At 64.3% G+C, this 10,961-nt stretch carries 18 protein-coding genes; all 18 read right to left on the bottom strand.

The genetic code is table 11. From position 1 onward, the window contains the following. Positions 1-153 precede the first annotated feature (153 nt). Positions 154-486: a phage head closure protein gene (locus ACPEH1_RS19890; protein WP_423716266.1), complete on the bottom strand. Its 333-nt coding sequence runs from the start codon at positions 484-486 to the stop codon at positions 154-156. Then, entirely contained in the window at positions 486-797 is a 312-nt protein-coding gene (locus ACPEH1_RS19895; RefSeq protein ID WP_166472846.1) for a head-tail connector protein, read from the bottom strand. Before ACPEH1_RS19895 ends, ACPEH1_RS19890 begins: the two co-directional genes overlap by 1 nt. A 3-nt stretch (positions 798-800) precedes the next feature. Next, complete coding sequence (locus ACPEH1_RS19900; protein WP_423716267.1) at positions 801-1,145, bottom strand: hypothetical protein; 345 nt, start codon at positions 1,143-1,145, stop codon at positions 801-803. 48 nt (positions 1,146-1,193) lie between these two features. Next, positions 1,194-2,393 carry a phage major capsid protein gene (locus tag ACPEH1_RS19905; RefSeq protein WP_166472845.1) on the bottom strand — a complete coding sequence of 400 codons (1,200 nt, stop codon included), beginning with the start codon at positions 2,391-2,393 and terminating at the stop codon, positions 1,194-1,196. Between the two features lie 11 nt (positions 2,394-2,404). Then, complete coding sequence (locus ACPEH1_RS19910) at positions 2,405-3,271, bottom strand: head maturation protease, ClpP-related (protein WP_153164337.1); 867 nt, start codon at positions 3,269-3,271, stop codon at positions 2,405-2,407. Positions 3,272-3,274: 3 nt separating this feature from the next. Further along, on the bottom strand, positions 3,275-4,567 hold the full coding sequence (locus ACPEH1_RS19915; RefSeq protein ID WP_153164338.1) for a phage portal protein: 1,293 nt from the start codon (positions 4,565-4,567) through the stop codon (positions 3,275-3,277). Next, positions 4,564-6,255 carry a terminase large subunit gene (locus tag ACPEH1_RS19920; RefSeq protein WP_153164339.1) on the bottom strand — a complete coding sequence of 564 codons (1,692 nt, stop codon included), beginning with the start codon at positions 6,253-6,255 and terminating at the stop codon, positions 4,564-4,566. The genes ACPEH1_RS19915 and ACPEH1_RS19920 overlap by 4 nt, the downstream gene beginning before the upstream one ends. Continuing rightward, positions 6,248-6,703 carry a hypothetical protein gene (locus ACPEH1_RS19925; RefSeq protein ID WP_423716268.1) on the bottom strand — a complete coding sequence of 152 codons (456 nt, stop codon included), beginning with the start codon at positions 6,701-6,703 and terminating at the stop codon, positions 6,248-6,250. The genes ACPEH1_RS19920 and ACPEH1_RS19925 overlap by 8 nt, the downstream gene beginning before the upstream one ends. Positions 6,704-6,817: 114 nt before the next feature. Beyond that, positions 6,818-7,180: an HNH endonuclease signature motif containing protein gene (locus tag ACPEH1_RS19930; RefSeq protein ID WP_423716269.1), complete on the bottom strand. Its 363-nt coding sequence runs from the start codon at positions 7,178-7,180 to the stop codon at positions 6,818-6,820. Beyond that, positions 7,180-7,368 carry a hypothetical protein gene (locus tag ACPEH1_RS19935; protein ID WP_153164342.1) on the bottom strand — a complete coding sequence of 63 codons (189 nt, stop codon included), beginning with the start codon at positions 7,366-7,368 and terminating at the stop codon, positions 7,180-7,182. Before ACPEH1_RS19935 ends, ACPEH1_RS19930 begins: the two co-directional genes overlap by 1 nt. Then, the gene (locus tag ACPEH1_RS19940; RefSeq protein WP_423668912.1) at positions 7,365-7,850 is read right to left on the bottom strand and encodes a hypothetical protein; all 486 of its coding nucleotides are present in this window, start codon (positions 7,848-7,850) and stop codon (positions 7,365-7,367) included. Before ACPEH1_RS19940 ends, ACPEH1_RS19935 begins: the two co-directional genes overlap by 4 nt. Next, positions 7,847-8,299, bottom strand: coding sequence for a lysozyme (locus ACPEH1_RS19945; protein WP_423716270.1), 453 nt, complete (start codon positions 8,297-8,299; stop codon positions 7,847-7,849). The genes ACPEH1_RS19940 and ACPEH1_RS19945 overlap by 4 nt, the downstream gene beginning before the upstream one ends. Next, on the bottom strand, positions 8,296-8,493 hold the full coding sequence (locus ACPEH1_RS19950) for a hypothetical protein (RefSeq protein WP_153164344.1): 198 nt from the start codon (positions 8,491-8,493) through the stop codon (positions 8,296-8,298). Before ACPEH1_RS19950 ends, ACPEH1_RS19945 begins: the two co-directional genes overlap by 4 nt. 189 nt (positions 8,494-8,682) lie before the next feature. Then, positions 8,683-9,387: a hypothetical protein gene (locus ACPEH1_RS19955; RefSeq protein ID WP_423716271.1), complete on the bottom strand. Its 705-nt coding sequence runs from the start codon at positions 9,385-9,387 to the stop codon at positions 8,683-8,685. Further along, positions 9,371-9,574, bottom strand: a complete 204-nt coding sequence (locus ACPEH1_RS19960) for a hypothetical protein (protein WP_423716272.1) — start codon at positions 9,572-9,574, stop codon at positions 9,371-9,373. The genes ACPEH1_RS19955 and ACPEH1_RS19960 overlap by 17 nt, the downstream gene beginning before the upstream one ends. 39 nt (positions 9,575-9,613) lie before the next feature. Beyond that, positions 9,614-10,000 (bottom strand): hypothetical protein, encoded by a 387-nt coding sequence (locus tag ACPEH1_RS19965; RefSeq protein WP_423716273.1) that lies wholly within the window; start codon positions 9,998-10,000, stop codon positions 9,614-9,616. Beyond that, a complete protein-coding gene (locus ACPEH1_RS19970; RefSeq protein ID WP_423716274.1) occupies positions 9,993-10,292 on the bottom strand; it encodes a hypothetical protein in 300 nt (99 codons plus the stop codon). Before ACPEH1_RS19970 ends, ACPEH1_RS19965 begins: the two co-directional genes overlap by 8 nt. Further along, a complete protein-coding gene (locus ACPEH1_RS19975) occupies positions 10,289-10,801 on the bottom strand; it encodes a hypothetical protein (protein WP_423716275.1) in 513 nt (170 codons plus the stop codon). Before ACPEH1_RS19975 ends, ACPEH1_RS19970 begins: the two co-directional genes overlap by 4 nt. Between the last annotated feature and the right edge of the window lie 160 nt (positions 10,802-10,961).

The raw sequence follows: 10,961 nt of genomic DNA on the forward strand, positions 1-10,961 counted from the left end.
AAGCCCGACCGCTTCGCAACGCGATTTCGAGCCTCATCGCGGATGATGTTCCCTGCCTTGCGCATACCAGTGCGCAGGGGTTTCCCACGGACGTCGTCCGGCAACCCGCGCAGGGTATCCAGCAGCCCCTTCAAGCCATGCAGCACCAGGTCTTCAGCCATCAGCGACCCCTGCAACCACCATCAGCGTCAGCCACTGCCGCGCGGTCGGGTCCGGGAGCACTGCGCGGATGGCATACGCCTGTCCATCGAACAGAACGCGCATCGAGGACAGAACGCCAGGGATGTATGGGATCTCCATGCGGGCAGTGACCTCGCCATGCTCGGCGCTTGCCGCCGTGAATTCGCGCCCCGATAGCGGAACCACTTCCGCCGGCAGATCCTTCTGCCAGTCCCTCCACACTCTGGTGTCGCCGCCCAGGGGCTGCCGGATGACGTCGTGGTTCTGCAGCGTGACGCGATGCCTGTACTTCCCACGGCGCGCCATCACACGCCCCAGGTGACGCGGTAGGGGTTCAGCAGCCGCATCACGGCCGGATTGTCTGAGTGAATGGTGCCGGTCACCGAGGCCTCGCGAAGCGCGTAGCTGTCACCGACCAGCAAGCGCGCCGCCTGTTTGAGCGACTCCGGCACCGGAACCTGTTCTGGCGGATTGCCCCCATCGGTCCAAGGGATTGACCGCCCAATGTACTGCTCAATGTAATCCTGGGCGGCGTTGATGTAGTCGGTGATCAGCTCATCATCCAGGTCATGGATGAGAACCAGATGTCGCCGTGCGTCGGCCAGTTCAATCAGCATGGTTCATTCCTTAGGAAGCGCCGCAATAGCCGAGGCAATCGCCTCCAACACGGTCTTTCTTGCCTTGTCGCCCTTCGACTGCTCGGCCTCAAGGGCCGCTGCAAGGGTGCCCATATCTACAACCGTGGCCAGCTCGGCGATCACGTCCGAAGCATTCTGGCCAACCAGGGCCGCGCCAGTGCGCGCCAAGGGGGCACTGCCAACGGAGGCGGATAGCGAACCGGGGATCAGAGCGACGAGACCTCGCTTAACGAGCAGATCGGCATGCTGGGGCGACACCTCAAACTTATGACCGCGACTTCGATGGCCACCGTGTTCAAACGAGCTGAGAGCCCTCACTTTCGCCATGTTCTTCTCCTACGCGGGGCAAGGTCCTCGCCTTGCCCCGCGACTACGTTACGGGCCGTCCACCACCGGCAGGCCGGCGAAACCGCCCTTCACGAAAGCTTCGGGACGGAACACGGTCAGCCCGACGTCCTCTTCACAGAGGATGGTCACCATGTTCTTCACGAAGTTGTCGCGGTCCTGGTTGGAGACCGTGATGTTCGCCTGCTCACGGTCCCAGCCCTGCGCGCCCAGCTTGAAAGCACCGGTCAGGAATTCGCCGGTATCCATCGCCTTGGTCGCCACCACCGGACGCGCCCACAGGCCGGGCACTGCCAGGCCGCGCGGCGTGGCGAACAGGTAGGCGTTCTCGGTGGTCTTCGAAAGCTCGACGGTCGTCCAGTCGATCGGATTCAGCACGATGCCGTCGGCTTCGTACTCGGCCAGCGTCACCTGGAGCATGGCGATGCGGATGCGGTCGATCGCGGTCTCGTTCTGCACCACCACACCGGGGTTGGCGTACGCAGTCGCCTGGGTGTACAGCCCGTTGATGTTGAGGCCGACGCCCGAGCCTTTGAGCAGCTGCCCCTCTTCCTTCAGCTTCAGGCCGTACATGAGGCGACCATTGATGTAGGCCTGCAGCATTCCGGCGTCGCGCAGCACCTGCTTGGACGCACGGATCCAGTGGGCAATCGTGGCGACCTTCGACGAGTCCAGCTCGAAGGCCAGGTCAGACTCGGGCTTCGGGTTGACCGGGTTCTCGGCCACGACTTCGGCGTTGTTGGTGAATCCGGTTTCCCGCACGTATTCCAGGCTATCCGACGTGGTCGTGCCCCACGTGAGCAGATCGCGAAGGAACAGGCGCTGGTTCGGGGTAGCCACGACCCCCGGGATACGGTGGGGCTCGATCAGGTTGCCGGCCGACGCGTCCTCGCGGGTGATGGCGGCCTTCACCGTGAAGCTGCCCTGCATGCCCGGATTGAAGTTCTTGCACACATCGGAGGTCGCTACGACTTCACCGATGGTGCGCGCCTTGGCCGGCGCACCCCCGCCCTGCTCGAGCTTGGCGATCACCTGCTGGGCTGCCTGGAGGTTGGCCTGCAGTTCGCCCTGGGCGGTCAACAGCTGGTCAACCTTGGCCTTCGTTTCTTCGGACAGCTGTGCATGCGCGCTGATGTCGGCCTTGGCCTGTTCCGCGTGCTTCTTCAGCTGCTCATTCACCTGCCCGAGGCTGGCGTTGATGTTCTTGATGTCGTCGTCGATCTGGGCCATTGAGGCTCTCCTTACAGAATGGTGGTGAGGTTCGCGGCCAGCGCCGCAGTGGTCGTGAAGCCGGCAGCGTCACGCTGGCCGTGTTCGGTGGGCTCGCCCTCACCGCCGCCAGCGGGATCGCCCGCGCTGGACTTGAATTGACTGATCAGACGCATTGCCTCGGACTTGGGCATGCCCGACGCCCGGAGCGCTGCCTCCATCCGGCGAACTGCTGACGCGTTCTTGCCGTCGTCTTTCTTGCTGATTTCGTCAGAATCGAGTAACGAATCGGCAAAGCCTTGCGATACAGCGGCGCTGCCGCCGATGTAGGACTCACGATCCATCAGCTTCTGCATCGCCTTGACGTCCTCACCGGTCCTGGCGGCGTATACGTCGGCCATCGCCTGGTCGAACGGCTCCAACTGGTCCGCGATCTCACGCAGCTCGTGTCGATTGCCCGCCGCGAGCAGCCAGCAGTTGTGGATCATCAGGAAGCCAGCTCGCGCAATCTGAACCTTGTCACCGGCCATACCTATGATGGACGCGGCCGACGCAGCGATTCCCATCACCTTCACGGTGACCTCGCCGGGGTGCTCGCGAAGCATTGAGTACATGGCAAGGCCTTCGAACATGTCCCCGCCCGGCGAGTTGATTGCGACGGTCACCGGTCCTTTGCCGAGCGATCGCAGAGCAGCGGACATGCGTTTGGCGGTGAATCCGCCCCCAGTCCACCAGTCCTCACCGATGACGTCGTAGATGCCGATCGTTCGGTCCTCATCGCCTTCCGCGGCGGCACGAATGCTGGAGTCCCAACGATCGAAGGCAGCCGGTGCGATGTAGCTGCGCACGTCCATCTGCGGCCGTCCGCTGGGGACGCCCGGCGTTGCACGGATAGTCATCTCTTATTCCTTGCTGGTGGTGTCAGGCACGCCGAGGAACGCGCGCATCGATGCGCGGGCTGCGTTGCCGTCTTCGGCTTGGCCAAGTTTGTCGAGCGGTGCCAGCGCCGTCTGGACGGTCAGCACAGCCGCGTTGCCCCCCATCGGTTCACGGTCTTCCAACTCGCGAACCTCGTCGCGGGTGAGGATGCCGTTGTTCACCATCGACGCGTAGAACGCTGCACGGCCAGCACTGTCCGCACGCAGCAAGCCCTCCACCGCGAATTTGGGGTAGTACCGGAGCCTTTCGGCGGGCGTCAGCAGGTCTTTGCTGATCGCCTGCTCTATACGCCTCAGCCAGGGGCCCAGGGTGAACGTAAGGAACCCGATCATCTGCTGCTCAATCCCGGTGCCCCAGCTTGTCGACTTCTCGCTATGGCCCACCATGAAGGGCGGGACGCGGAACCAACGGCAAATCTCTTCCACCGAGAACGCCCGGGATTCAAGGAGCTGGGCGTCGGCGGGATTGATGCCAACGGTCTTGATCTCAGACCCAGCCTCAAGGATTACGGGGCGTCCCGCGTTCACCGCGCCACTCAATGCTTCAAGAGTTTTCCGCGCGTCGTCTCGCTGGTCGGGCTTCAGCACGGCAGGGAAAGTGATTGCGGTTGTCGGCAGAAGCCCCTTGGCGAACGTACCGCTCGCGGCCCGATCTGCGCCGATGGCGGCACCGAATACTTCCGCCCCGTAGGCAATGACTGAGACGCCATCCTTTCCGTCCAACGAGAAGCCGGGGATGCTCCATATCCGATCATTCTGGATCTCCCTCTGCAGCCCCTCCTCGTCGGTGTATCGCCACACTTTCACACCGTCACGCCTGAAGCTGGTAAGCCGGTCTGGATGAAGGAACTGGAGACCGACAAGCCGACCACCGATAGTCAGCTTCTCGCACCTAGCGTTACCCCGCAGCAGCATTGCCGCCACGCTCGCCTCCCAATGCACTGCTGCGGTCGTGTCGGCGTTGGGCTGATCGTGGAGAATGAAATGAAGCGGATGGTGGCTTGCGACGCGCTTCCCACTGCTGGTCTTTTCGAACATCGAGAGGGGAAGCGTAGAGATCGTCTCAGAGATCAACCGTACGCACGACCATACTGCGGACAGCTTCAGCACCGTCTGCTGGTTCACCGGGACGCCTGCTGCGGAACTGGAGCCGAAGAAGTCGGACCAGAAGTCGCCATCGGTCAATTGGATAGGTACACCGAGCCATTTCAGGGCCGCCGCCCGCAGGCGACCCGGCTTTGCTGAGCGCGCCTTCATCCGATCACCGGACTCGCGAGGAAGGCGCTCGCGTCATCTTCCGCTGCTACTGGCATGCTCAGGCCCACGGCCATCAGCAGGGTCGCCATGTCGTCAATCTTGTCCGGTGAACGCTTCTTGTCGGGCTTCATGTTCAGGTTTCCGTCCTTCACCGCGATGAGATTGGAAGCACACCAGTTCAGCACTGGGTCGTTCCCGTGTTGGATGCTTTTGCTGATATAGGCCCGTTCCAGCTCCTGCATCGCCGGGTGGTAGTTCTTCGTGGTCTGGTTGAACTCGATCAGCGGGTGGCCATCGGCCAGCAGCCGTTGGCTGATCTCCTGGGCATTCCACTTGTCGAAGCCAATCGCCAAAGGTCCGAATCTGTCGATGTCCTCGCGGATACGGCGCTCGACCACCGCGTAGTCGGTTACCTCTCCCTCGGTGACTTCAATCAGGCCGGCTGCCACCCAACCCGCGTAGGGCACGACGCCGCGCTCTGTGCGCGCGCGCACAGCTTCCGAGGGGACGAATCGACGGCCCCAGGTGTAGTACACGCCGTCGACCTTCCAGACCAGCCTCCAAGAAGTCAGGTCCAAGGTGCTGGCCAGGTCCAACGCCCCCCAGCATGGATGGCCGGCGAGCCAGTCGAGGTCGATACGGCCGCCGCACCTCTGCCATTTCGTCAGGTCCACCCATCCCGTGGCTGAAGACGCTGGGCGGTTGAGCCGCTTGATCTTGAACTCGGCCAGCTTGGACGGCATCTGCCGCGCCTCGACGGCTTCCTTGCGGATCGCCTTCAACAGGTGCGGGTTCGCGTCCATGAGCGGGTTGGCCTTTGGCCACGCCGACTCGTCGAACTCGTCGTCCTCGTCGTCAACCGCAAAGAACACCACCAGGAAGTGGTCGGCCGAGTCTCCCAGGACACCTTGCAGCACCTGCTTTGCGAACTGCCGAATCTCGCCCCAGGGTCCGGGGTTGGTATATCCCTCGGTCGTGGTGTACAGCCACAGGGGGTTGCTCCGCGCGCCTGCTGCGGAGGTCAAAACGTTCAACAGGTCTGCCGACTTGTGAGCGTGGATCTCGTCCAAGCCAACATGCGACGGGTTCAGGCCGTCCTGCGTACTCGCCTTGGAGTTGATTGGCTTGAACGTTGCGCCCGTCTCCACCCGGCTAATCGCGTTGGCCCAGCACGCAAGCCCGAAGGCCTCCTGCAGGTCGGGCGTCTTCTCGGTCATCCGCTTGGCGACGTTGAAGATGATCCGCGCCTGGCTGCCGGTCGTCGCCGCCGAGATGATCTGGGCACCCTCTTCTTCTTCACAGCACTGGCAGTAGAGCAGGATCGCCGCGGCCAACGTGGACTTGGCGTTCTTGCGGGCCACCGCGAACAGAGCCGACGTGAAGCGTCGGCTGCCATCGAGGTTGCGGAAGCCAAAGAGCTGCACCACGAAAAACACGTGGGAGCGGTGCAGCTCGATTTCGGGCCGTGCCCATTTCCCTTCAACGTGCGGAAGCTTCTCGATGAAGTCGCATGGGTCGCATGCGTGCCACTCATCGAACAGGAAGGGTGGCCGCTTCCGCTTGGCGCGCTTGAGGTCCGCGAGGAACCGCTTGCCGGCCAACCGAATCCACTTGCCGAACTTCTTGCCCTTCTTGTCGGCTACCGCCTCTTCTGCGTATGCCGTGGCGATACCAACGTAATCACGCACGGGTCTTCCGCTTCGCACCGTTGTTGGCGAAGGCGTTCCCAGCTTTCTCGACGTCGCCTGACGGCCTGACCTTGCCCTGCGCAACTGGGGTCAGACCGAAGTCGTTCATCAGGCCGCGCAGCTGCGACACCATCGACGCTACCGGCGCCAGGCCGGCGGCGTAGAGCTGCACAGTATTGCCATGCAAGGCGCACAGCTGGCCGAAGGCGGACAGGCCGGCTTCGGTGAGCAGCTTGTTCGCATGGAGGATTGGCGCCAGGCGGTTCCATTCCTTGACGGCATGAGGGTTCGGCATCCAGTCCGGCGCCGGCGGCACGTCAGACACCAGCGGCAGCTCGGCAGCGGCCGCCGGCGGGGCGCGGTCAGGGCGATCCGTGCCGGCCACCACTTTCAGCGATGTCGGTTTGCGGGGGTTCGCCATGTTCGTTCCGAGGGGCGGCATGTTCACCGCGAAAAAATGGTTTTTCTCAACTGACGGTGCAAATAAACACCTGGGCGCACGTATCGGGACGCGTTCAGGTCGAACTTTCGACCACCCCCCGTTCAGGTTTCTGTGGGTAACTCATTTCGCCGGCCATCGTTCAGGTTTCTGTGGATAAGTGCGTGACGCTCGCCTGTTCCCGAAACCACCGTCCTCTCGCGCGGTCTTGGCGCTGTGGCAGGGCCGGCATAGACCCTGCAGGTTCGACAGGTCGTTGTTCCGACTGTCGCCGTCCCGATGGTCCACGTGGCTGGCGGCGGTAGTCCGGCCTTCTGCCATGCACGCGACGCATAGCGGTGACTGAGACAGCACCACGGCGCGCAGTCTCAGCCAGTAAGTGGAATTGGTGGCGAGCGCGCGCTCGGCCTGCCGATTGCGCTCCGGTGGTGCATGCTGCTTCACGGCGCCGCCGTGTGGCCGGTGCCTTGGCGCTCGACTTGGCATCAGTAAGGCTTCCCGTCCATGTCAGTGCGCGGCGGGTCCGCGTCATCGGCGACAGGCGTGCCCACCTCTTCTCCCAGGAGCAGCGCCACTGACTGAACCAAGAGCGCGATCTGTTCTGCCTGCTGCGCGATCGTTGTCTGCTGCGCCTCAATGGCCAGCACCAGGCGCTCAACCAGTTTGTCAGTCATTGGATCGCTGCCCGGTCGGCTTCGATAACGGCTTGGCAGGCGATGATGTCGTGCTCGGCGTCGGTGACGATTCGAACAACAGCTCCTGCAACCTCTGGACGTAGTTCGGCGCGCGCATCACGTTCGGCGGCGCCGGCGGCAGCCTCGGACAGGCGGTCGGTGTGGCAGGTGGCGAGGTCGTCGCGCAGCCGGAGAGTGCCATCACGCAGCTGAGCCACAACAGCAGCAGGGACGGCCTCGGCCGTCTTGCGGTCTTCTTCAAGCTTGGCTCCAATGGCGGCCATCGTACCGGCCGCCGCATGTTCGATTGATCGGGTGGCATTCACCTGATCCAGCGCCGCGCCCGCTGTGAGAGATGCGCGCGTGGATTCAGTTGCAGTGGCGCGATCGCCACGCCACCACCACCCAGCGATGAATCCACCCACAAGAAGCAGCGCGGACCAGATAAGCGCGGCGACGGCAACTGCCGCAGTTCGGTTCACGACCTTCCCTCGCACAGGGCCCGCTCGGCGGTGCGCCGCCGGACCAGGCCCGGCAACTGGCGCCCGCCGGCAAAGGTCCAGCGGTCCAGCTCCTGGCAGAACGGCTTCCCTTCATTGAGAAGGCGGACGAGCGTCGAGGCACACGCAGCGCTGGTGCCCACGTTGTAGGACCAGCTCAGTACCGCTGCCGCCTCATGCCGCTCGACAGGACGGGTGATGCACTTGTCCATTGCGAGAGCATGGGCATGGAGACTTGCGCCCATGACGGCGAGGCATTCATCCCGACTGAACTGCTGCTTGAAGCCGACGACCTCCTTGTCGGTCTCACCCGCGCAGGCAGTCGGAATGCCTACCGGGTCGCGATAGACCTTCTGCTCCACGCCCTCGAACATGACGACAAGGGGCGTTGCCAGAAGGACGACCGCAAGCACAGCAATCCGGCCCTTCATGCGCGAGCCCTCTGCCGCCACTCGCGGACCCAACGCCAGCACAGATAGCTGATCTGGCCCACCAGGTAGATGATGGTCAACACCACCACCACGCGATCCAGGCTTGCGCCGGCCGCGACCGCGCCGGCCACAGTGACAGGCGGAACCGCCTTTGCCGCAGCACTCACTGCGGTGGTGATGATTTCGTCCCGCATGGTTGCCCCGTGGAATGTCCGGTTCGGCATATGCCCCTCCCGGTTGATTGGTGCCCGCCCCTGCGCCGGCTGGGCACGAGGGTTGATCCGGCTGGGTCGCGGGCAAAGAAAAAGCCCCGGCTTTGGCCGGGGCTTGCGTCTGGATGGTGGCAACATTGCCTGCCTTTCCGGGGACTCATCAAGTCCCCATTACGCAGCGCGCGATAACGCCCGATTGAAGGCCTCCGCTGCCTCCCGCTCAGCGCCCCTCATCCGCTCCAGCATCCACTCATAGACCGGCTGCCAGAACCGTTGGTAGGCCGACTTATCAGCGCCGATGGCGATCGCGCGTTTCCTGCCGCTGAGCGCTTCAAGTCCGGTGCCGTCGCAGCATTCGCACTGCACCACTCCGGAGCCATCGTGGGCAGCCTGGACCCTCCGGCCGTCGCAGGCATCACAGTTCTCGGCGCCCGCCATTTCACTGATTACAGCCGCGGTGAGCGCTCCGAGCTGTTCCATCGTGTTGTTCGGCCAACACAGCGCGCGTACAGCCTCAAGCTTCGCTTCTGCTCGGCTGCGCTCCACTCGCTGGGCATCGGTCACGGCACCACCTGCCCACCCCATGCACGCCTTGGCAATGCCGAACTCGGTGCGTGCCAGGCTCAGGGCCTGCTGCTGCCGGATGTACTCCGGGGCCACCAGGGCGATCACCGCCTGGCGCACTCGCTGGCTACGCCGCGCACCGCTCTCCGGCCACCACAGCGCCTCCAACAGTTCCCTGCCCAGACCAGCTGGCACCATGCCGAGCGCCGCCGCGATGTCCTGATTGGTGAGGGCGGGCACCCCGCCGCGCCCGGTGTCGAATTTGACGGTCGTCGGCCCCAGTCGGCCCATCAACTCACGTACGTCTGCCATGCTCATTCCCCTGTCGCTCTCGTCGATTGATTTCACGGCGCAGCGCGCGTGCTCGGCGCAGTGCCTGCTCTGCCTGCTGCCTCTCGGCCGGGGCATTCCAAGCCCTGGCCCAGCGCATCGCGGCTATGTCTTGCTGGATGCCGCTCAGCAGCTCCAGCGCCTTGTCGTCGTAGCAGGTCAGGTCCATCCAGCCAGCTTGCCGCCCTTCCGTCGCACCACTCGCGACCTACTCCACCATCCGGGGACTGCCCGTAATCCGCATCACTACCTGCCCGCCGGGCCGGCGCTCGTCATGGACGAACGGGAGGCAGCGGAACCGCTTATCGTCGATGCCCAGCGCCTGGGCGATGCCATCCCGGTAGGGCTTGCACCGGCCGATCATGTTGTCGTCGTCCGGGAGCTTCTTGCCCGGGGCCTGGTAACACTCGATCCACAGATACAGCCGGCCCTCCGGCAGCCGCAGGCCTCGCCATCCGGCCTCATAGGCCAGCAGCACCGCCGTTTGCCTTGCGTTCTTCGTGGCCTGCGCCTTCACCCGGTAGTGCACACGAGCGTTCGGCGACAGGTCCTTGCTCGGCCAGGGCAGCACAAGCTCCAGCGCGCGCTCAGCCACGATTGACCCTCGGGCGGGTCGGGCAGGCCTCGACCAGCTTCCACGCACGTTCAGATATCCGGCGCGAGAGAGGCTTGGACTGCGCGCGTCCTCCAACGAATTCCACCGCCGTGATGGCATCGCGCAGCAGAGGACTGAGGATGTCCTCCGGCACCAGCACGTACCCCTCGGTGGGCGTCAGGGCGGCGGTCACTTTGCGGCAAGCCATTTTCTCCCACGACTCGCCCTCATCTGGATCGTCCTGCATGAGGGCCGCAACCAACTCCCGCGCCCTCTTCTCGATGTCCTTCATGCCGCGCGCTCCATCTTCTCCCAGTGCGCCGGCAGGCGCTGCACCCGGCCGCCGCGCGCCAGGAACTGTTCGACCGTCTCGGTCGCTCGCACCGCCGCCACGACGGTCGGCTGCGGTACGCCCGCTGCCTGCAGATTCACCCGCGCCGCGCGGACCAACTTAGAACGGTTCGGCACCGGCTTGATGCCCTTGGCACGCCGCCGGCGCTCATGGCGCGCTCGCTGATTTGCCAAGCTGCGCGCGCGGCGCTCTTCCTCACTCAGCGCGTCTCTCCGCATGCATTTCCCGCTCAGTCGGTACGCGGTGCCAGCTGTGAACTGCATCCGCTCGAGGTAGCCGCACAGGAAGCCGCAGCGCACCGACGAGGCCAGCCTGCGGTGTTCCGCGCCCGGCGCCGCGCCGAATGCCTTGCTGATTGCCGGCATCGTGAACAGCGCGCCCGCCGGCTGCTCTGCGAACCAGGCGCGAATGGCCGCCGGGCTCAGATCGTTGTTGGTATTGGTCGTCATGCTGCCTGCCTCTGTTCGTTGACGAACGTCTGCTGTGCGATCAGCTCGTCGTCGGTGCCATACGTCTCGTGGAAGGTCCGCGAGCCGTCCATCAGGCTCGGGCCGTAGGTCTCGCGCATCGTCGCGAAGCTGTTCCCGCCCAGCGGGTGCCGTCGGTGGT

The sequence above is a fragment of the Stenotrophomonas sp. NPDC077421 genome, from assembly GCF_049545505.1.
In the GTDB taxonomy this organism is placed as follows: Bacteria; Pseudomonadota; Gammaproteobacteria; order Xanthomonadales; family Xanthomonadaceae; genus Stenotrophomonas; species Stenotrophomonas nematodicola.